Below are 22679 nucleotides of genomic sequence, written 5' to 3'. Positions count from 1 at the left end.
AGCCAAGCAGATCTTACGAGACCAAAATTTCAATATTGAAATCTAAATAGGAACATTCTTATAAATATCCGGCAAGTTGCGACACAGACCATTAAAATCCATCCCGTAACCCACTACAAACTCCTTGCTAATCTCAAAACCAACATACGTCAACTCTTCAAAATGATATTGCAGTGCTTCAGGCTTAACCAAAAGTGCACATGCAATGACGCTGGCTGGATTTAATCGTTTCACGGCATCCAATGTATGTTTCAGCGAATGTCCGGAGTCTACAATATCTTCCACGATAATCACATCACGCCCCTCTAGATCAATCCCTAAACCCAAAAGCTCATTCAATTCAGATTGACCGGTACCGATATACGAGGCCAATTTAATAAAAGACATCTCACAGGGAACTTCTATTTGTTTAAGCAAATCTGCCATAAACATAAAACAACCATTCAAAACTCCTATAAAAACAGGTTGCTTATGCTCATATCGCAGACTAATGTCTATTCCTATCAAACGAACTCTTTTCTGAATCTGTTCTTCTTCAAAAAGGGGCTCAAAAAGCAATCCGTCAATTTCTATTTTTTTCATTCCACTATATTATTTTTATCGGTATCATTTCTTTTCTCCAGACAGATTTTCCAAGGTATTGAACAAGCCAATTTTTTGATTCTACATCCGATGATAACAAATCAAAAGCTTTCTCAATATGAAAGCAATCAACCATGAACCTATTTTATCAGATTATTTCTGTTCCTTTTTCGGGTTCTTAGTTGTCTCGTCCTCCGTTTTTCCCTTATCTTCCTTATTCCGACCTAGGATCTTATCGAAAATAGATCGCTTATGTTTTTCCGGTTCGGCCGTTTCCTCGTCCTGCTTTTCAGGATGAGACATCTTTTTTATGGTTTTAGGAAGAGAAACACCTTCTAGATTATCAGCGGCACCTCCGTTCTCCAGATCATCGAATAACAATGGATCATCCCCCATATCCAATGTGTCTATAGTATCTACAACTGCGGGTCTGGCAGCACGCAGATGCGGCTGCAATAGGACCTCATAGAAACCATAGGCTGATGTGGTCGAATCAACACCTATCTGCCCCGTTTTAGTCATGATATGGCCATAGATATTAAAATAGCGCAACATATTTCCCTTAAGATGCCCCGTCCAATCAAAAAAGTTAAGTCCTTTCTTCGGACGTGGCACAATACTCGACAAAAAGATACTTTCTCCAAGTCCGAGTTGCGCTGGAGTTTTTCCAAAATAGTAGCGGGCCGCTTCGGTGATTCCATAGACATTATTACCCCACTCGATAACATTGAGATAAACCTCATACATCCGTTTTTTACTGACCTGCTGCGAACGCTCCATCAGCCAAACCAATAGGATCTCCTCGATTTTCCGAACGACAGTCTTATTACGGTTCAGAAATACATTCTTCACCAATTGCATTGATATTGTACTTGCACCCCGTTTAAAGCCTTTTTCTTTAATATTTGTGACAATAGAGAGTTTAAAAGCCTTTTCTTCAAAACCCTTATGCTTAAAGAAAAAAGGATCTTCCGTGTTGATCAGACTAATCTGCATATAACGGGAGATCTGATCCAAAGGTGTAAAATTCGGATTTTGCGGTCCGACTACAATCTCACGCATCGGTTTACCATCCTCATAGGCCGTATAGGTAAAAGGTGTATTTAGCATCCCAATGTTAGCCTCACCCCATTTCACGACTTGCAGATCTTTATCATCCATTTTGGAGGAAAACAGAAGTTTGTCAGGTCTTTTTAATTCCAAAGCAAAATTTAGATCGTATTGAATATGCCCCTCAACCTGTATTCCATCCAACCCTGGAAACAACCCAACTGGCATTGCTTCAAAAAAGTCCTGTGCCTTGATTTTATCCGTGTGAATAGCCAAAAAAACCTCCTTATCTGGCTTATGTACATATTTTAAATAAGGAGAAAAAACAAAATCTTTGACCTGTACCGTACTCTCCTTACTGACTTCAATAGAAGAAGCTCCAATATTGAGTGCCCCCTGCATGGTCGCCTCAGGAAAAATAACGTCTTTGCTGGAGATCCGCCAATGATTTACTTTCAGGTTTTTAAAGCCCCATTGCCCATGTAATTCCAGTAACTCCTTATTGCGTCGGTTGGCCTTGTCCAATCGAAAGGATATCTCATCAAAACTAACGGCCAGACCAAACTTGCGCTGCAATAGTGGAAGATTCACCTCCTTCTTATCTGAAAAAAGCCGTAGATCACATTCCTGATTATCCGAATCTATTGTTCCTGTTAGGTTCCAGGCAGCCTCATGATCGTTTAGCAAAAACTTAGATTCCATATCACCACCATCAATGACAGCAGAGGGTATAACAATACGTTGTGAAGTACTGTCGTCCTTATAAGAAAGCTCAAAATTTTTAAGATCTAGATCATTCGGGATCTTAAAGAATACATTCTTTAGTAGACGGTCCGCCAATGCCGCCAAATTCTGTTTCGGATTATCATTCTCGACTGTGTCCTTCTTTTGTTTCTTAAACAGGAAATCGTAGTTGCTAATGGTATCTTTCTTGACCAAAGACACCGTTGCATTGTCCAAAATAACTTCCCCTAGCTTTACATCACCAAATAAAAGGGGCCAGAGTTTAACGGATACCGTCAGATCATTAATCTGTGCCAGTGGCTCCCTATTTTTAGGTAACAACTGTATATTTTTAAACTGCACCGCATTAATTCCCTGAAAAGCATAATATTGAATTTTCAAATCCATATCATACTTTTCCAGCAGCTTAGCTTTTGCTTTGTTGATCGCCCCCATGAGCATCCCGTCTCTCTTTTGGTAAGCATAAGCGCCTACCGCGATTACTAAAATCAAGAAAACAGCCAAAGTAATGTAAAGCCATCGCCACTTGCGGGACTTCAGAGATGTTATAAATCGATTGGACATAATTACAATTTCATGCAAATCCATGCATATCAATAGTCAAACTTAGATAAATTTGCCTTCATATACAATTATAATTACACGGAAACCAGACAAAGTACAACTCTTCGACAACAGCATTTAAAAGGTATATAATATGGCCTATCAAATCCCCGAATACGCAAAAAATACTGCTCCTCCCAATACTGAATTAGAAACACGCAATACAGCGAAGTTGGCTCCTCATTAATTTTCTCTGAGGTTGTAGGAAACCCTTAAGTCATCAATAATGCATAGATATATGGATCTTAATTCCATTAAAAACAAACAAATGACATGAAATTGGTCGGCAATGAGTAGTTTTGTATTCCATGATTTCAAATGAATAATAGATGGTTACCAAAGAACAAATATTAAATGCATTATCCTATGTTGAAGAGCCTGATCTAAAAAAGGATCTTGTAACATTGAATATGATTCAAAATATTCAGATCGAAGACCAAAAAATTGCCTTCGATGTCATATTGACTACCCCCGCCTGCCCACTAAAAGATCATATAGAGCATGCTTGTCGCAATGCAATAGCACATTTTATTGATAAAAATCTTGAAGTTCAGATAAACATGACTTCCAATGTGGTCGGTAAACAGGGCGCCCAGGTTTCAGGAATTAAAAACATCATTCTGGTTTCATCAGGTAAGGGCGGAGTTGGAAAATCAACGGTCGCTGCAAATTTGGCCCTTGCACTTCATGCCAAGGGTGCAAAAACAGGTCTATTGGATGCCGATATCTATGGTCCATCACTACCGATGATGTTCGGATTGGAAGGAGCCAAACCCGGATCTGTGGAGATGCCTGACGGCCAGGTTAAAATTGAACCCCTTGAAAAATTTGGGATAAAGCTACTTTCAATCGGTTTCTTTACGGATCCCAATCAACCTATTCCATGGCGTGGTCCAATGACCACTTCGGCTATCAAACAACTTTTCAATGATGCCAATTGGGGTGAACTGGATTATCTGGTTGTCGATATGCCGCCAGGAACCGGTGACATTCATATCACGGTATCACAAACTTTCCCAATCGCCGGAGCAGTTATTGTCACCACACCGCAGCAGGTAGCGCTAGCAGACGCTATCAAAGGAATCGGCATGTTTTTAATGGACAGTATCAATATCCCACTCTTGGGAGTTGTTGAAAATATGGCTTATTTTACACCGGCAGAACTGCCAGATAACAAATACTATATCTTTGGTAAAGACGGTGGAAAACGTTTAGCCGAAGAATATAAAGTACCATTCCTTGGTGAAATACCTTTGCTTAAAGGAATTTCTGATGCCGGAGACAACGGTTTCCCTGTCGCAATAGATCAAGAAGATCCTGTAACAAAATCGTTCCTGACAATTGCGGAGAAGGTTGCTCAACAACTCTCCATCATCCATAGTCAGGTTTAAATATAACAGCTATTGAGGCATAGGCTTAACAAAGCAGTCGAACTCCATCTAAATGGATTGACCAACATGCCACTTTTATAAAAACAGGGTTATCCAAAAAAGTTCGGATAACCCTGTTTTTCTTTAATTTTATTTGTATCTCCACAGCAACTTTCCAAATATTCAATGCTTAGGAGTTTCTCTGTTACTTTTTAGACAGCATATTTTTTATTAGGATCACTCTTATCTACACATCCAATTCCAGCAAAACCGGACAGTGATCGGAATGAACTGCGTTTGCTAAAATCTGTGAAGATTTGATCTGCGTCTCTAGTGGCTTTGACACCATATTATAATCGATGCGCCAGCCCAGATTTCGGGCACGTGCACCTGCACGATAACTCCACCAAGTGTAGTTATGCGGTTCTGGATTCAAATGACGGAAAGAGTCGATATATCCCGAATTGATAAAGTTTTCCATCCATTCACGTTCTTCAGGCAAAAATCCCGAAGAGTTTGCATTCGATTTAGGATTATGGATATCAATAGCACGATGACAGATATTATAGTCTCCGCATACAACCAAATTAGGTTTTTCAACCAACAACTTATTGCTATATAACTGGAAATCATCCAAAAAACGATATTTAAAATCCTGTCGAACATCTCCTGTTGTTCCAGAAGGAAAATAAGTACTCATCACTGACACTTTATCAAAATCAGCACGAATGATACGCCCTTCAAAATCATAGTCTTCATGACCACAACCATATTCGACATGTGTAGGAGTAATTTTGCTGAAAATGGCCACGCCACTATACCCCTTTTTCTGCGCTGGATACCAGTAATGCTCATAACCCATTTCTTCCAGCAAAGCAACTTCCGGAATTTGATCAGGAGTGGCTTTAATCTCTTGAAGACATATGACATCTGCATCCACATTTTTCAACCAGCCTAACCAATCTTTCTTTAAAGCGGCCCGCAAACCGTTCACATTATAGGTTACTATTTTCATTTGTTTAGATATGAGTATTGAGATATTAGATTTGAAACTTTACACCTTTTAATAATCTTTAGAGGAGAACAGATCACCTATCTTGGTAAAGAAGCCTGTTTGAGGCTTCAGACCTTTCAGTTCGCGTTCCAGGTTAAGTGCTTCACGTCTGGTCAACACGTACATGCTCATTTTCTGGTCTACTTCCGGTCGATCATGTTTGTCGGTCTTCACGGCCGCAATCTGGTCGATAATTTCTATCCCCTTAACCAATTCACCAAATACCGTATAGTTCCAGTCCAGATGTGGAGCTCCACCTATGGTTGTATACGCTTGACGTTGCGCTTCAGAAAATTTCTTTCCGTTCATCCGGGTCTGCTCTAAACGGCTGAGATCTTCAGGGGTGAACACTTTGCCCTGAACAAGGTAGAATTGAGAACCAGAAGATGCTTTCGCGGGATTATTGTCCCGGGCGGCACCTATTGTTCCTTTCTTGTGGAATAGTCCATCCTGGATTTCCGACGGAATGGTATAACCGGGACCTCCATTGCCTAGCTGAGCTCCACCGACCGCATTTCTTGAATCTGGGTCACCACCCTGTATCATAAAATTCTGAATAACCCGATGGAACAAAGTACCATCATAATATTTGCTTTTTGCTAATTTCACAAAGTTGTCCCGATGTTTTGGTGTTGCGTTATACAAACGCAAGACACAGGTACCTTTGTCCGTAACGATCTGCACATATTTATACTCCGGTTTAGCTGCAAATGCCATGATTTGCAAAAAACAAAATACTGTTACTAAACAAACTTTCAAAAATCTCATACCTTAGATGACGTTTAACTCTTCAAAATAATCAATAATCAGGGACTTCATAATAAGTTCCTGCTCCAATAAGGTGTAGTTAGGAATAGGTTTCACCAGCTCCCAGTGTGGCCATCCTTCTTCATCCAGTCCCTTTAGGGTATAGAACCCCATTGCGCTGAACAAACGACAGGTTGCGATATGCATCAACTCCTCTTTTTGTCGCTTTGAGAAAGTCTGTGGACCTTTCCCCAATTCCTGTACACCAATAAGGAATAAACACACCTTGATGTCAGGCTTTTCCATATCAAATAAAGAAGCGATTTCACCCTGCAAGGTGCTCCACTTCTTGTTTACTTCTGCTGCTTTCATTTTTTTTCTTTAAACAAAAAAGACAAATTCACCTGTATAGGCTTGTCATATTACCCTTTATAAAACATTATTCGCCGATCCCTCCAAAAGTTCTCATCTCCTTGGAATTTTTGACCATCGAAAATTAGGAATTAATTCACGATATTCAGATAATATCAATGTCATTTACGAGGAGGGTGATACCTTTGCGATCACCTCCGTACAACGCTTGTCAATCATCTGAAAAACGGGATCAAACAAATTATCATCAAAATACGGATCAGGAACGATATCATCATCTAAAAACAATTGCACCTTCTCCAAATCATCTTTGTTTTCCGCTTGTGCACAGACATCCGCAAAATTCTGACGATCCATGACAAAAATAAGATCATATTCATTAAAAAATGCAGGTTGGAAATGTCTTGCCCGTTGTCCGGAGATATCGACCCCATATTTTTTTGCAATTGCAATTGCCCTTCGGTCGGGCGCCTCACCAATATGCCAGTCACCTGTACCTGCAGATTCCACAACCCAGTTTAATTGTTTATCTTTTACTTTTTGCTTCAATATCCCATGTGCCAATGGCGAACGACAGATATTTCCCAAACAGACCATTAAAATTTTCATCGAAATACTTTTTTTAAACCATGCAACCTAAAGAGCAATACGATAAGTCGACTATCTCCATTGCTAGCAACATTCGGACAGATCATTTGTTATTGACTTCCTAATCGCCCTCTAAACTTCCATGGGTATAATTATACAACAATAACCCCTAAACTTGTTCCAGCTCATTTTTCCAAACGGGACCAGTTTCTCTCAACATTATTGCACAAAATAACTAAACTTAAACTATTAAAGAAACAAGCCTGATGAAATCGTACTTTCCGGTTACAATTGGAGCATCCGGATGATCCCTAATACCCTGGCATGTTCAATTAAATTTTCATGTATTCAATCATCCACACAAAGGTTTATGACAGTGCGCACAATAGGCGATGATAATATGTACAAAAATCTCATTGACCATTTCCTAGTGAGGGGTATTTTCTCGTGATAAATACATCAAATATTTAAAGATCCTGCTGGCTCCAAGGACAAAAACGACACCCTTTAATAAAAAAAGTGGCCTAACCTTACGGTTAGAACCACCTAAACTATATTAATCAACCAATTCTTAATTCAATTTTTAATATTCCACTGGGAAGCTGAGTTGAACTGCACCACCTTGCGGAGATACACCTTTTAAGCGTACAATATTACGTTGAGTGGTACCCAATGCAGATTCTACATCATCAACACTATTGACAGCTTTTCCATTGATCTCAGTAATTACCAAGCCTCTTTCGACACCGAAGTAATCAAATATACCACCACGGTTTACTTGTGTCACCACAACACCGGAGTTTACACCCAATTCTTTCTTCTTCGCTGCAGAAGCAGGAATAAAACTTGCACCTAATTTGTTGTAGATTTCAGTTGCGCTTTTCGAAGCTTTTCCACTCGCGCCAGAAGCTGATTTAAGCGACTCTTCGCCTTTCAATGTCAAAGAAACCTGTTTTTCCTTACCCTCACGTTTGTAGGTAATATTCACTTTATCACCTGGACGTAAGCGGCCGATAGTTTCACTTAATACAGGGGAACCAGTAATCACCTTGCCATTGACCTTCGTTAAAATGTCTCCCTTTTTAATACCAGCAGCTTCAGCAGCTCCACCAGCGACTGCATCCTCCACATATAATCCATTAATCTCTGTAATACCTTTTTCTTTGGCCAATTCCGAGGTTATAGGCACATAACTAACACCAATATAACCACGTTTTACATTACCAAATTCGACAAAATCATCTGCAATTTTTTTCACCAAATTAACCGGAATCGCAAATCCGTAACCAGCATACACTCCGGTTGGTGACGCAATCGCCGAGTTGATCCCTATTAATTCACCCGAAGCATTTGTTAATGCTCCACCACTATTCCCTTTGTTGATAACGGCATCTGTCTGTATAAAAGATTCAATAGCGGAGCTGGCAAGTGGCTGTTCTGCACCACCCCCAAAAGGATTACCGCGTTGCTGTTGTCCCTCTCTTAAGATACCAATATCGCGACCTGTAGCACTGACGATACCCGCCGTTACCGTAGACTGTAAACCAAGTGGGTAACCGAACGCCAACACCCATTCACCCACATTTACATTATCCGAATTACCCATTTTTACAACAGGAAGACCTTTGCCTGCAACTTTCAATAGTGCAATATCCGTATTGGGATCACGTCCGATCAATTTTGCTTCAAATGTACGTTTGTCTGTCAGTACCACCTCGATCTTATCCGCATCCTCTACCACGTGGTTATTGGTAACGATATAACCGTCATCCGAAATAATAACACCTGATCCCGACGCCTGTACTGGCTGTGCCTGCATCTGGCGGCGTCCACCGCCCTGTGGCATGCCGAAAAATTCCTCAAACATATCAAAAGGAGAACCCTGCGATTGTTGGGAACCTTTTCTACTATATGTTGTCTTAATATGTACCACACCTGGAGCTACCGCAGCAGAAGCTTGTGTAAAATCAGGATTGCCTGTGGAAGACATCACACCTGTAGGATTGTTGGCAAAATAAACTTTCTGTTTCTCTTCGAAAGACATGCCATCTAATTTCTTATTCTCAATAAGCTTGTAACCACCTAATGCTACTGCTCCACCGAAAACAGCTGTTAATAGCGTTAAACCGACCTTATTCATAAACTTATCTATATTTTAAATTGTCTTAATATAAGCTGATAATTTTTGCTCTTAAAATTACCGATTTTATTCGGATATGTTCAAATGTAATACCATTTCAAGGCCTTCGGAAAATCCGACACGTTAAAAAATGTTAATTGCTAGACAAATGCAATAATTTTAACAAATCTTAACTTTCTGCCGGTTTTTTGTAACAAAAAAACGTATTTTTGTTACTACAAATCAACATAATGGCATCGAAAGTAAGATTTTCAAAATATCAGGGAGCGGGAAATGATTTCATTTTAGTGGACAATCGCAACAATTCGTTTAACCGTGCAGATGAGGCACTAGTCAAAAGCCTTTGTGACCGCAGATTTGGTATTGGTGCAGATGGTCTTATGCTGCTCCAAAACAAAGAAAATTACGACTTTGAGATGATCTATTATAATGCAGATGGACGTGAAGGTAGCATGTGCGGCAATGGCGGACGTTGTATTGTAGCATTTGCACATGACCTAGGCATTATTACTGACAACACTGCCTTTTTGGCAGTAGACGGTATACATCATGCTTCCTTATCACCCGATCTTGTCAACCTACAAATGATTGATGTCAGCGAATTTGGTCGCGACGGCGATGCCTACATCTTGCAGACCGGCTCTCCCCACTATGTTTCCTTCGTTACAAATCTGAAAGAGAAAAATGTCTTTCAGGACGGCTTTTCGATCCGCAACAACACGACCTATGCCAAAGAAGGTATTAACGTTAACTTTATAGAAAAAGAAGAAGATGGCTATTTCCTCCGTACATTTGAGCGCGGTGTAGAAGACGAAACTTATGCCTGTGGCACCGGTGCTACTGCTGCTGCAATGGCGGTGGCGCTACAAGCAGATCTTCAAGGCGATATCAATATCCCAATTCGCGTATTGGGTGGCCAACTGTATGTCTCCTTCCATAAACACGGACACCATTTTACAGATGTTTTCCTCAAAGGCCCAGCACAATTTGTTTTTGAAGGCATTTTTTAGTCGTTAGATAGAAATATTACCCATTGATACATTCAAGTGTATGAATAGGCTATCTATATGTTTAATTGAACTTTTATATATAGCTTCTGCTAGCTATATTTTTTAATTTTCGTCCGACAAATTGTGATTAATGGTATATTTTATTGTATATTAGATACCTTTATTTACAAGGTCCGCTATTTTTAATGCAACAGTCAAAGTCATTTCCAGTATATAAAATCGTTTATTCTATCTGTGAGCATCCCTATCTTGGCTATCTCATTGAGCCACACATGGTCAAACTCAATCCCAATGGGACTTACTCACTACGATATCAACGTATATTTAGCAATACTGTAGATGCCTATGCTGCAGAATTGGATGAGGTAGACTACAAGCTCATCCGACTGCTCGACGATATCGAACAGACAAACCTCATCAAAAAGTACTATAAAAAAGCAATTAGACCTGTAGACTTTTTCTCTAAAGTTTTCGACAAAAAACTCTATGACCTGTTGCGCCCAAAGATTGATGAAAAGATGATTCAATTTTTTGAGTCTATCGGAGATAAACCACTTTTCATGATGAGTAAAGATGGTTATCCAGCAGATCAGGAAATCAAACGGGCAACATCCGCAGCCTCTATCTTATTTCACTTTCGCCGAACCGAAGAAGAAACACGTTACTTCCCAACCATAAAGTACGAAAACCAGCGCTTGGAGTTTATGTTTAAAAATGCTATTGTATTAACCAATGCACAGGCATGGCTAATTTTAAACAATACACTATACTATTTTGATCAGGCCCTGGAAGGAAAAAAATTGAGTCCCTTTCTCAATAAACGATACATTTCTGTTGGAAGAAGTACTGAAAAAAAATATTTTGAAACTTTTGTCTGTGGATTGATCGAACGTTATCATGTTTATGCTGAGGGCTTTGAGATACAGACACATCAGCATCAGGCAATCCCATTGCTGCATTTGATCTACGTAGAAGATGGTGCATCGCAATTACAAATGCAATTCAAATATGGCCCCCATACCTTTACCGCAGGAGCTGAAAATAAGATGACCGTCCGAATGGAGTATAACGAGGAGAAAGACCAGTATATCTTTCATCGGGTCAAACGATCTTTACAATGGGAGGAACAACATCAGGAGAATCTTAAAGCCCTAGGCCTGGAGGATCTTGACCGCCAGCTTGGATTACTTGCACCATCTATTCAATCCGGAAAACGCATTTCAATATTTGATTGGATAAATAATCATCAGGAACAAATAAAGGCCCTGGGATTTCAAATTATACAAAACAGTGAACAAAAACGCTTTTTCATCGGACACACCTCATTGGACATCGCTATCGATGAGGATAATGATTGGTTCGATATCAGTGCTATTGCTAAATTCGGCCCTTACGAAATCCCCTTTATTCAGTTAAGAAATCATATTCTAAACAATATCAAAGAATTCACCCTACCGAATGGTGAAATCGCCATGATTCCCGAAGAATGGTTTGCACAATACAATCACCTCTTTCAGTTTTCTGCCGACAGACATGAGCTTAAATTAAACAAAGTCCATATCGGCCTGCTCTTTGAGATCAGCGAACACACCAAATTGGTTTTCAATCGTAAATTGCAAAATCTCGCTACTTTCGAAGAAATTGCAGATATTCCGGAGCCAAAGCACTTCAAAGGTAATCTCCGACCTTATCAGAAAGCAGGATATAACTGGTTCAACTTTCTGAAACTATATAAGTTTGGGGGCTGTCTCGCAGATGACATGGGATTGGGTAAAACCATACAAACCCTAGCCTTATTGCAACAACAAAAAGAACAGATTATCGATCAGCAGGAAATACATACATCACTCCTGGTATTACCGACTTCACTTGTTTACAACTGGCAGAAAGAAGCACATCAATTTGCTCCCCAGCTCAAAATCCATTTGCATACGGGAAACAATCGTATTAAAGATGCCTCATTGTTCTCCAAATACGATCTAATTATCACAACCTACGGCATTGCACGTATTGATGAAGATATATTGAGTAGCTTCTATTTTAATTATATCATCTTGGATGAAAGCCAGAATATTAAAAATCCGACATCAAAATCTTTTAAGGCCATAAAAAGTCTGAAGAGCAAAAATAAACTGGCTTTAAGCGGAACACCTGTTGAAAACTCTGTTTCTGATCTTTGGGCCCAAATGCACTTTACCAATCCCGGTTTATTGGGAAGTTACACCTACTTTCAAAAGGAGTTTGTACAACCTATTGAAAAGAAAAAGGATGAAGAAAAAGCGCAACGCCTTCAGGCGATTGTCAAACCTTTCATTCTAAGACGTACAAAAGATCAGGTCGCAAAGGAACTACCGCCCAAAACAGAACAAGTGCTCTATTGTGAAATGACCGATAAACAATCGGAACTTTATGAGAAGGTCAAATCGGAGTATCGCAATGCCATTCTTGATGGACAATTGGACAACAAACCAAAATCAACGCAGATTGCACTATTACAGGGACTGACCAAACTTCGTCAGCTCGCCAATCACCCCAGAATGGTCGACGAGGACTTTTTGGGTGATTCGGGAAAATTTGACGCCGTCATTGAGACCCTTGACATGGTGATGCAACGAGGGAATAAGGTCCTTATTTTCTCCCAGTTTGTCAAACAGCTCAATATCTTCAGGCAATATTTTGATAAGAAGGGGACAAACTATGCCTACCTGGATGGGGGCACCAAAAACCGCGATGAAGCGGTGAGCCAATTCCGCAAAAACAATAACACCAAATTGTTCTTAATATCGATCAAAGCTGGTGGTGTTGGACTCAACCTGATTGAAGCGGATTATGTCTTTATACTAGATCCATGGTGGAATCCTGCCGTAGAACAACAAGCCGTAGACCGTTCACATCGTATTGGACAGACACGGAATGTATTCATCTATAAATTTATCAGTAAGGACACCGTAGAAGAGAAAATATTGGCGCTACAGAACCGCAAGAAATCCATTGCACAAAGCCTCATTACAACAGAAGAGAGTTTTATAAAATCACTTTCTCAGGAAGATTTACACGAGCTTTTGGCATAATCTAAAGCGATCAATTCTTGTATTCATTAATTTTCGACATATAAACCGAAGGACGAATACCCGTTACACGCGTAAAGATGTTACTGAAAGATGATAATTCGCTGTAGCCAATCCGCATAGCGATTTCCAGAATAGAATAGGTGTTTTCAGCCATCAGCTCCAAGGCTTTTGCAATACGTATAGCTCTTAAAAACCGGATATAGCTGATCCCCATGTCTTCCTTAAAAAGTCGTGAAAGGGATCTACTGCTCATTCCAAACTGCGCCGCCACTTGTTCGATAGTAAAGGCTTGATCAATATACATGTTTAAATATCGGGCAATACGTCGAAGCTTTTCGCTTTTAGGATAAGGATGTTGCATAGGAAATGCATCTATCGGCGGACTCATCTCAGGAATAATAGCCATCATCGCCCGTAGTAAACAATACCTTGAGTAGCTGGTCTTTCTGCTGATTCCCCCTTCCCAATCCCTCGCAAACAAGAACATCTCTCGCATCAGGTCGTTGCTTAAAAATATATTGGGATCTAAAAGAACCGGATGAACTCCCTCCAGTTCTTTAAAGTAAAAGCTATACAAGTGAATATGCGAACTGGAACTCTCCAGATGATAAGCAGTATTAGCGGGAATCCACATGTAAAACCGGCCCGGCAAATACCAATGTTTCGTGGCAGTAAAAACATGTATAATACCACCGTCCGCATAAAGTAATCGTGCTTTCTGATGTATATATTCACGGGGATCAATTCGATCGACATATGTATGACACACATAAAAGTCGTATTCATTGTCATCAATAGCCCATAATTGTTCCTGTTCCATGATTTAAAATTACATTTTTTTTACGATATGGCGTAAATGAACAAATATCCGTCCGACTATACAAAACTAAACTCCTGTCGACAGCAGTATCTTTGTGCACAGCTTCACTCCTTGCTTACAGTTGCATCCTTTACAGCGCATCCGGGCGATCTCGATTCATGAACAATTTATCATCCTATTTTGGAAATTGCTCGTTGAAACATGGGACACAAATCACCCATACCTTACCAGGAGAGTGGATGAAAAAGCATTTAAATATTCATAAAAACAATAATGGGTAAAGAAGATAATAAAGATAAGACAAAGGGATTTAATAAAGTTTTAGTTGTATTTGCCGTCACCTTACTGCTCGTAGGGATCGGCATTTTGGGTAGACATCTGCTATTTACTAGTCAGCACGTAACGACAAACGATGCTCAGATAGATCAGTATGTTACACCAGTTGCAAGTCGAATAGCAGGCTTTGTGAAAGAAGTCAGATTTGAAGAAAATCAATATGTGCATCGCGGCGACACCTTATTACTTATCGACGCCAGCGAGTATCAGACCAAAGTAGATATAGCGAATGCCGAACTTCGAAGTAGTCAGCGGAATGCCGAAGTGATTGTCAAAAGCACAGATGTCACCGCCAATAGTATTTCTGTCCAAAAAGCAAAATTAGAAGCTGCCAAAGTGAGTGTATGGCAAACGGAACAAGATTATAGACGATTTAAAAATTTGTTTGAAGCGGATGCTGTGGCCAAACAGCAATACGATAATGCCAAGGCAGCATATGAAATTTCTTTGGCGCAACTCAATGCCATACAGGAAGAATACAACGCTGCACAATTAAATACAAGCAAAGAAAAAGCCAACGAGCTACCTGCCAGAGCAAATATCGATATTAAAAAAGCAGCAAAAAACAATGCGGAGGTCTTCCTTTCCTATACGATAGTGACTGCACCTTACAACGGTTTTGTTGGGAAAAGAACAATCCAACCCGGGCAATTTGTTAAAGAAGGGCAAACTTTAGTCAATGTTGTCAGTGAAGAAAAATGGATAAATGCGAATTTTAGAGAGACCCAACTAGCGAATCTCACCGAGGGTACCGAGGTGAATATACAAGTAGATGCCTTTCCAAATTTACATCTCAAAGGCATCATTCATTCTTTTTCTCCAGCCTCGGGGTCTAAATTTTCGGCCATACCTCAGGATAACGCAACCGGAAACTTCGTTAAAATCGAACAGCGCATACCGATCAAAATTATCTTTTCACCAAAACAGGACCTGACAAAACTACGTGCTGGAATGAACGTCGTTGTTCATGCAGCTCACCAATCTTAATCATTCATGAACTCAAATACATCTTTATATTATAGGTGGGTTCCCGAATGGATTAAACTTCCCATGATGATTTTGGCCATGTTTCCGCATCTCATGTTAATGTCCCTTTTTCATTCCAATACAGCTTTTACAGCTTCCACATTAGCGATCGAAATGGAGGATATACAGTATTTTCTTTCATTGATGTATGGTGCTATTGTTGTAGCACTATTGATATTTCACAGACTATTTGCATTCTTTCGGGTAAGGACATATATACTTTTGACCTGCACAGTATCCATCCTCATTCTATTAGCCATCTCCCTGACCAGAGATCCATTTGTCATTGCTGTGCTCAGAGTGATTGAAGGCATTTTCTGTGTACTTGAAGGGGCCTGTTTTCTTCCCTTGCTGATGATGCAAATCAGGCATTCCAAAAGTCGAACCATTGCCTATTTCTTCTTGTACACTTTTATGTTGACAGGTGGCACCATAACAACATCCCTTCTAAAGGGAAGTATTATGGATTATGGCTGGGAAGATATGATCCATGTTGTACTCTATTGGCATTTGATGGTCATTGCGATTGCCTTACTACTCCTGAATAACAACAGGTTAAGCCGAAAATTCCCACTTCATCAATTGGATCTAGCTAGCTGTCTCTTCCTGTTACTTTCGTTGAGTTGTGGTGCATATGTATTAATTTATGGCCGAAAATATTATTGGTTCGAAAATGAGGCAATATCGATTAACCTGGCACTTTTCCTTATTTTTGGTTCACTTTTTATCATCAAACAACATCTCGTAAAACGACCACTATTTCATTTTGAAATTTTGAGTTATAAGAACATTATTTTTGGTGTTATCTTATTTTTCCTATTTTATTTGATCCGAAGCAGCCTTAACAATGTCTACACCGTCATGGCTAATGTATGGAAATGGCCCTGGCATTACATCGTCGACATCCAATACATTAATGTACTGGGGACCATAGTGGGAGTAAGTAGCTCAGGCATACTGTTATTGCGCGATGTATCACCGAAATACATTTTCGGACTAGGATTCCTCCTGTTAACCACATCCTGCTTTTTGTTTGTCCCCACGTTCTATCCCGATACCACAGTTTGGGTTATAGGCCCGCCATTATTTATTCAGGGAATCGGACAAGGCTGGCTCTTTACCCCACTTGTGATCTATATTATAACAGGTGTTGCTCCACATCATGCGGGCAATGCAGGTTTAATGGGCACGACCGTTAGATTCTGGAGTACCAATATTGGTTTTACCCTGATTCAGAACATCAGTTACACCTTAAATCAAAAACATTTCATCCAGTTCGAACAGCACTTAAATACGAGCAATCCAATCACGTTCGCCTATTGGAGTTCTTTAGTAGAAAAATACCTGGGAACATCCGGTGATCAATTGGCAACTAATCTCGCCAGCAAAAGTCTACAGGCAACACTTAGTCAACAGGCATCTCTGATCAGTAATATGGAGATATTTACTTATCTCGGGATATTGGGGGCATTCATCACCCTAATCATTTTTCTATTTACCCCAGCTAAAGCACTGTTCATGCGATTGAGGATTCCATACCTATAAAAAAAGCTGTTGCAATAGGTTGCAACAGCTTTTTTTACTATATATTTTAGTGTTTAAGCGTCAAATTCTTGAAGTGCCTTCTTTATACGTTCAATGACTTCGCGCTGGCCAAGTAACTCAACAATTTGAAATACATCAGGGCCAAATTTGCCGCCTACCAGCATAATCCGGAATGGCATCATCAATTCCCCCATCTTCATTCCCGAGTTTTGAATTGCTTCTTTAAAGAAAGACTCGAGCTCAGCCGCTTTCCATTCCGTAAATCCTTCAAATGACGTCATCATATTTTCAAAGAATACTGTCTTTTCAGCAGACCATTTTGGTTTTACCGCATTTAGATCGTATTCAACGGGTTGTACAAAAAAGAAAGAAGCTTGGGTCCAGAAATCCTCAACAAAGGTTAACCGCTCTTTGACGGCTGCCAAAACACGGTTTACATAACCTTCTTCAGCTGCTACCTGATGGTGAGTCAATACTTCCTTGATCTGTGGCAATAAAGAATTGCTTGAAGAACGTTTAATCCATTCGTGATTGAACCATTTTGCCTTCTCAAAATCAAATTTTGCTCCAGCTTTGCTGATGCGATCAACACCGAATTTTTGGATTAACTCCTCCAAAGAGAATAGTTCTTGTTCTGTACCATCATTCCAGCCCAATACACCAAGCATATTGACAAAAGCTTCTGGCAAGAATCCCATCTCACGGAATCCTTTGGTTGTATCACCCGACTTGGCATCTGTCCAGTTCATGGCATATACAGGAAATCCTAAACGGTCTCCATCACGTTTACTTAACTTTCCATTACCATCAGGCTTAAGGATTAACGGGAGATGCGCCCATTCTGGCATGCTGTCCCCCCATCCCAGGTATTCCCACAATAGGATATGAATCGGCGCCGAAGGCAACCATTCTTCACCCCGGAAAACATGCGAGATCTCCATCGCCTTATCATCCACGACCACGGCTAAGTGATATGTTGGCATTCCATCTGCTTTAAGCAAAACCTTATCATCGACAAGATTGGTATCAAAAGCAACTTTCCCACGGATCATATCTGTGAAAGACAGCGTTTCATCCGTTGGAATCTTTATTCGGATTGTATGCGGTGTTCCCGCATCCAATAATTGTTGAGTTTCGATCTCACTCATACTCAAAGAATTACGCAATTGCAACCTATTTTCATGGCTATAGCGGAAGTTAGGCTGCAGCTTACGCTGCTCTTCCAATTCTTCTGCTGTATCAAACGCATAATAGGCGTAACCATTCGCGATCAACTGTTCAGCATATTTGCGGTAAGACGGTTTTCGTTCACTTTGACGGTAAGGGCCATATTGACCACCTTGCAACGGACTTTCATCTGGAGTCAGGCCACACCACGCTAAACATTCGTTGATATATTCCTCGGCTCCTGGGACAAAACGAGTTTGATCCGTATCCTCGACACGTAAAATAAAATCTCCCTGATGCTGACGTGCATAGAGAAAATTAAACAAAGCTGTACGTACGCCTCCAAGGTGCAGACCACCAGTAGGACTCGGTGCAAATCGCACCCTTACTCTTCTTTCTGAACTCATGCAGCAAAATTACCACAAAATTTTTGATTTGGATAACAGGATGACTTCTAAGGTGAAATAAAAGTGCAGAAAACAGACATTTATTCATTAATTTGCAATAGAAGTACACTAATAAGGAATCATGAAACCCTCTCAGATAAGCCAACAACGCTGGAAATTTATTTTGCTCATCTTTGCAGCAATCATTGCCATCGCATCATTGGTTTACACCAATTACCTTGTCCGAAATCTTGCCCACGCCGAACGTTCAAAAGCCGAAGTATGGGCCATGAGCACCAAAAATATTATGACCATGCCCGATGTCGACGATGAATTCATTACATTCATCTACGCTGTCAGGGATAGCTTAAATTTGCCGGCAATTATTACAGACGATAAAAACGATATCATTTTCTGGCGCAATCTGGACTCCACCAAGACCAATATTAAGCCGATCCATGACGACAGTGTTACAAATGACCTGAATTATGATCCCGTTTATTTCCAGAAACAGCTTGCCTTTATGAAGAAGAGTCATCCCCCCATTACCTTGGAATTAGAAAATGGTCAAAAATGGCATGTTTACTATAAAGACTCCTGGTTTTTGCAACAATTGCGGGTATTCCCCTATGTTCAACTATCGCTGATCGCCCTCTTCCTTATTATTGCGTATACCGTTTTCAATTCCATTCGAAAATCCGAGCAGAATCTAGTCTGGGTGGGACTGACAAAAGAAGCCGCCCATCAGCTGGGCACCCCAATATCTTCATTAATGGGCTGGCTGGAGCTTATTCGGATCAAATTTGACGCCGAAGAAGACGATACGCTCAATGAAATGGAAAACGATATTAAAAGATTAGAAATCGTGGCCGATCGTTTTTCAAAAATAGGGTCAACCCCCGTGTTGACCAATCACAACCTCTATAAGGTCATCAAAAATTACATGGACTACTTCCGAATACGGACCAGTAACAAGATTATATTCGAATTACATGGAGACACACATGTGGAAGCCAAACTCAATATTCCACTCTTCGATTGGATCATTGAAAATTTATTGAAAAACGGGGTAAATGCTATTGGCACAGAGGGAAAGATAACTGTTAATATTTCAGAAAATATTGCGAAAGAAGAAATTTTTATAGACATTAGTGATACGGGCAAAGGAATTCCAAGGTTAAATTTTGAATCTGTCTTCCAGCCAGGTTTTACAACACGCAAAAGAGGTTGGGGACTTGGCCTTAGCTTAACCAAACGAATGGTACGATATCATCAAGGACAAATCTTTGTTAAAGAATCTGAAATAGGTAAAGGAACAACATTTCGAATAATCTTAAAAAGCAACTTAAAATATGAAGCCACTCAAATCTGACGAATATCCGGCAGTCTACGCTCCCTATATTGAGACTGTAGTCGATAACGTATTAGATGCATTGGAAGAACAGACGCTCTCCTTTCCTGCATTTCTGGATGCTATTCCAGAAGAAAGAGGCAATTTCAAATATGCCGAAGATAAATGGACAATCAAAGAGGTCGTCGGACATGTCATCGACAATGAGCGTATCATGGCCTACCGTGCATTGCGTTTTTCGCGCAACGATCTGAAAGAGCTCGCAGGGTATGATCAAGACTACCTTATTCAATATTCCCGTTACAATGACCGTACTTTGGAAAGTCTAAGTAAGGAATTTACTTACCTACGCAAAGCCAACCTCATGTTGTTCAACAGCTTTAACGACGCAGAATTAGAACGCAAGGGCATGGCCTCAGAGCGGCTCACGAGTGTCAAAGCATTATTGTATGTGATTGCTGGGCACCTCAATCATCACCGTATTATCATTCAAGAACGTTATTTAAATTCAGACGATGTCAAAAATTTGGTTTCAGCCTTACAGCATTGAGGAAATAAATGTCTTTTTCAATAAATACCTCTCAGGTTTATTGGAAATCAGGGCAACCGAAATAGATGATAACAGTATTACAGCAACCATGCCGGTCACAGATAATGTGAAACAACCTCATGGTATTCTGCATGGTGGCGCCTCAGTAGTGCTTGCAGAATCTTTAGGGAGTATTGCTTCCAATTTGGTGGTTGACCCCGACAAATATCGAGGGGTAGGACTCGAAGTGAACGCAAATCACATTCGGCCAGTAAGTAGTGGAGTTATCACAGCAAAATGTAGCCCAATACATATTGGCAGGTCAACCCATATCTGGGAGATAAAAATGTACGATCGCTTCGATAAATTGAATTGTATCTCAAGACTTACAGTAGCTATTGTACCAAAGTAAGCTGAAGTCTGCTAACTCGATTTACCAATCCCATGTAATTCGAAATCAACAATATTTGCAACTAAAGAAGGATAATTTTCACAATTTATTCTTCTTTTTTTTGCCAAATAATTATCAAAATACCCCTTTATTTATTTCCAATATTCAAGAAAATTAAGTAGTCTTGTAAGATGGATATTTTAAAAATCAACAAAAATAGCATGCAATCGTTTGTCTAAACCTATTTTTTTGACTGATTTCCAATCCGTGAACGATAACTTAACTAAATATAATTAAAAAAATGACCACTAATCCTAATTCGGGTAAAACAGCGATAGTTCCTATGCTTATTTGCTGTGCATTATTTTTTATTCTGGGGTATATCACCTGGGCCAATGGGGCCTTGATCCCGTTTGTGCGATTGGCATTTAATTTGGAGACAGATACGCAAGCATTTTTAATCCTTTTTGCATCGTATATCGCCTATTTTTTCCTGGCATTGCCAAGTTCATGGATTTTAGGTAAAATAGGTTTTAAAAATGGCCTTGTTGCTAGTTTGGTCTTAATTATTATTGGTGCACTTATCATTATTCCGGCAGCATCAAACCTAAGCTATCAGCTCTTCCTTGTTGCGATCTTTGTCCAAGCTTCAGGTATGGCGCTATTGCAGACAGCGATCAATCCATACCTCAGTATCATCGGGCCAATAGAAAGTGCTGCCCAACGGATCTCTATTGTAGGGATTTTCAATAAAACTGCCGGTATGATCGTACCAGTGGTTTTGGGAAGCATTTTATTAAAAGATTACGACAGTATTTCCAGCAAAATCAAAGAATTGAAAGCTGGTGCAGAGCATGATGCTTTGCTCGCTGAATTATCGGAGAGACTCCACGGACCCTATATTGGCGTAGCCATTGGTGTTGCAATTCTAGCTATTGTCGTATTCGTCGTAAAAATGCCAGAGGTTGATGTTAATAAAGAAGAAGAAACAACAGATGAAGCTGCTGTAACAAGCACAAAAAAGACAAGTATATTCCAGTTTCCACATCTATTTTTAGGATTCCTCGCTATCTTCTTCTGTGTAGCAGTGGAAGTGATGGCAGGTGATATCATTGGAACTTATGGGAGATTATTGTCTCTACCCCCATTTTTTGTTAAATATGGTACAACTTTCACCCTTGTCTGCATGCTTGTTGGTTATTTTATTGGTATTATTTCTATTCCAAAATTTGTATCGCAACAGACAGCTTTGCGTATCTGTACTATTGTCGGAATTACATTCACCGCAATTTCTGCATTTTCTACTGGTCTTACCTCCTATATCTTTGTTGCCCTATTAGGTATCGCAAATGCATTGATGTGGCCGGCTATTTTCCCACTTGGAATCAAAGGACTGGGACGATTTACAAAAACAGGATCTGGTATTATGATTATGGGTATTGCCGGAGGAGCAATCTGGCCTTTGATCTATGGTTATTTGAAAGACACTTTACATGTTGATTTTCAACATGCATTTCTCTTTGCAATGGTTCCAGCATACTTATATATCTTGTTTTTTGCCACGAAAGGGCACAAAATCGGAAAAGAAAACTAATATCAAAACAAAATATTGGTATAACGAAAGGGCATCTAAAAATAGATGCCCTTTTTTGTGAAATTCTTCCTATTTTTAAGAGATGAATCTTCGTTCGATTGCAACAGAGTTCATTCCACATGCCATGATGTAGAGTGCCTCATCCGAAATAAATGAGCCTCAACCATTAATTCGCAAAATTCTATATTCATAAATAATCGAGC

General features: G+C 39.9%; 18 protein-coding genes. 9 read left to right on the top strand and 9 right to left on the bottom strand.

Going from position 1 to position 22679, the window contains the following annotated elements; genetic code table 11:
• Window positions 1-42: 42 nt before the first annotated feature.
• Both M2408_RS05090 and M2408_RS05085 read right to left on the bottom strand, forming a co-directional pair.
• Window positions 43-582 carry a phosphoribosyltransferase gene (locus M2408_RS05090; RefSeq protein WP_259179852.1) on the bottom strand — a complete coding sequence of 180 codons (540 nt, stop codon included), beginning with the start codon at window positions 580-582 and terminating at the stop codon, window positions 43-45.
• Window positions 583-735: 153 nt separating this feature from the next.
• Complete coding sequence (locus M2408_RS05085) at window positions 736-2940, bottom strand: transglycosylase domain-containing protein (protein WP_259179851.1); 2205 nt, start codon at window positions 2938-2940, stop codon at window positions 736-738.
• Between the two features lie 368 nt (window positions 2941-3308).
• Between M2408_RS05085 and M2408_RS05080 the strand changes: the two genes are divergently transcribed.
• Window positions 3309-4370, top strand: coding sequence for an Mrp/NBP35 family ATP-binding protein (locus tag M2408_RS05080; RefSeq protein WP_259179849.1), 1062 nt, complete (start codon window positions 3309-3311; stop codon window positions 4368-4370).
• 226 nt (window positions 4371-4596) lie between these two features.
• Here M2408_RS05080 and M2408_RS05075 read toward each other — a convergent pair whose 3' ends face one another.
• From M2408_RS05075 to M2408_RS05055, 5 genes are all read right to left on the bottom strand, one after another.
• Window positions 4597-5364 carry an exodeoxyribonuclease III gene (locus M2408_RS05075; protein WP_259179848.1) on the bottom strand — a complete coding sequence of 256 codons (768 nt, stop codon included), beginning with the start codon at window positions 5362-5364 and terminating at the stop codon, window positions 4597-4599.
• Window positions 5365-5412: 48 nt separating this feature from the next.
• Window positions 5413-6120, bottom strand: a complete 708-nt coding sequence (locus M2408_RS05070; RefSeq protein ID WP_259179845.1) for a peptidylprolyl isomerase — start codon at window positions 6118-6120, stop codon at window positions 5413-5415.
• A 54-nt stretch (window positions 6121-6174) separates the two neighbouring features.
• The gene (locus tag M2408_RS05065) at window positions 6175-6522 is read right to left on the bottom strand and encodes a hypothetical protein (RefSeq protein ID WP_120260307.1); all 348 of its coding nucleotides are present in this window, start codon (window positions 6520-6522) and stop codon (window positions 6175-6177) included.
• Window positions 6523-6687: 165 nt separating this feature from the next.
• On the bottom strand, window positions 6688-7131 hold the full coding sequence (locus M2408_RS05060; RefSeq protein ID WP_259179837.1) for a low molecular weight protein-tyrosine-phosphatase: 444 nt from the start codon (window positions 7129-7131) through the stop codon (window positions 6688-6690).
• Window positions 7132-7693: 562 nt separating this feature from the next.
• Complete coding sequence (locus M2408_RS05055; protein WP_259179836.1) at window positions 7694-9250, bottom strand: Do family serine endopeptidase; 1557 nt, start codon at window positions 9248-9250, stop codon at window positions 7694-7696.
• 230 nt (window positions 9251-9480) lie between these two features.
• On the opposite strand from M2408_RS05055, the gene dapF reads away from it, so the two are divergent.
• Window positions 9481-10260 (top strand): diaminopimelate epimerase, encoded by a 780-nt coding sequence (gene dapF, locus M2408_RS05050; RefSeq protein ID WP_259179834.1) that lies wholly within the window; start codon window positions 9481-9483, stop codon window positions 10258-10260.
• Window positions 10261-10445: 185 nt separating this feature from the next.
• Window positions 10446-13331 carry a DEAD/DEAH box helicase gene (locus M2408_RS05045; RefSeq protein ID WP_259179833.1) on the top strand — a complete coding sequence of 962 codons (2886 nt, stop codon included), beginning with the start codon at window positions 10446-10448 and terminating at the stop codon, window positions 13329-13331.
• A gap of 10 nt (window positions 13332-13341) precedes the next feature.
• Here M2408_RS05045 and M2408_RS05040 read toward each other — a convergent pair whose 3' ends face one another.
• Complete coding sequence (locus M2408_RS05040) at window positions 13342-14151, bottom strand: AraC family transcriptional regulator (protein WP_259179830.1); 810 nt, start codon at window positions 14149-14151, stop codon at window positions 13342-13344.
• Between the two features lie 273 nt (window positions 14152-14424).
• Here M2408_RS05040 and M2408_RS05035 point away from each other — a divergent pair, with 273 nt between their 5' ends.
• Together M2408_RS05035 and M2408_RS05030 are read left to right on the top strand one after the other, a co-directional pair.
• Entirely contained in the window at window positions 14425-15474 is a 1050-nt protein-coding gene (locus M2408_RS05035; protein WP_259179829.1) for an HlyD family secretion protein, read from the top strand.
• A 6-nt stretch (window positions 15475-15480) separates the two neighbouring features.
• A complete protein-coding gene (locus M2408_RS05030; RefSeq protein WP_259179827.1) occupies window positions 15481-17058 on the top strand; it encodes an MFS transporter in 1578 nt (525 codons plus the stop codon).
• 53 nt (window positions 17059-17111) lie between these two features.
• Here the strand turns inward: M2408_RS05030 and gltX are convergent, their stop codons facing one another.
• Window positions 17112-18632 carry a glutamate--tRNA ligase gene (gene gltX, locus M2408_RS05025; protein ID WP_259179825.1) on the bottom strand — a complete coding sequence of 507 codons (1521 nt, stop codon included), beginning with the start codon at window positions 18630-18632 and terminating at the stop codon, window positions 17112-17114.
• 121 nt (window positions 18633-18753) lie between these two features.
• Here gltX and M2408_RS05020 point away from each other — a divergent pair, with 121 nt between their 5' ends.
• The 4 genes from M2408_RS05020 (at window position 18754) to gluP (ending at window position 22476) form a co-directional block, all read left to right on the top strand.
• The gene (locus M2408_RS05020) at window positions 18754-19983 is read left to right on the top strand and encodes a HAMP domain-containing sensor histidine kinase (protein WP_259179823.1); all 1230 of its coding nucleotides are present in this window, start codon (window positions 18754-18756) and stop codon (window positions 19981-19983) included.
• Complete coding sequence (locus M2408_RS05015; RefSeq protein WP_120260317.1) at window positions 19964-20512, top strand: DinB family protein; 549 nt, start codon at window positions 19964-19966, stop codon at window positions 20510-20512. Before M2408_RS05020 ends, M2408_RS05015 begins: the two co-directional genes overlap by 20 nt.
• On the top strand, window positions 20478-20903 hold the full coding sequence (locus M2408_RS05010; protein ID WP_259179821.1) for a hotdog fold thioesterase: 426 nt from the start codon (window positions 20478-20480) through the stop codon (window positions 20901-20903). The genes M2408_RS05015 and M2408_RS05010 overlap by 35 nt, the downstream gene beginning before the upstream one ends.
• Before the next feature lie 280 nt (window positions 20904-21183).
• Window positions 21184-22476, top strand: a complete 1293-nt coding sequence (gene gluP, locus M2408_RS05005) for a glucose/galactose MFS transporter (RefSeq protein WP_259179819.1) — start codon at window positions 21184-21186, stop codon at window positions 22474-22476.
• Window positions 22477-22679 lie beyond the last annotated feature (203 nt).

The sequence above is a fragment of the Sphingobacterium sp. BIGb0165 genome (assembly GCF_024810095.1).
GTDB lineage: Bacteria > Bacteroidota > Bacteroidia > Sphingobacteriales > Sphingobacteriaceae > Sphingobacterium > Sphingobacterium detergens.
This window is presented reverse-complemented; position numbering and strand designations above follow the sequence as displayed.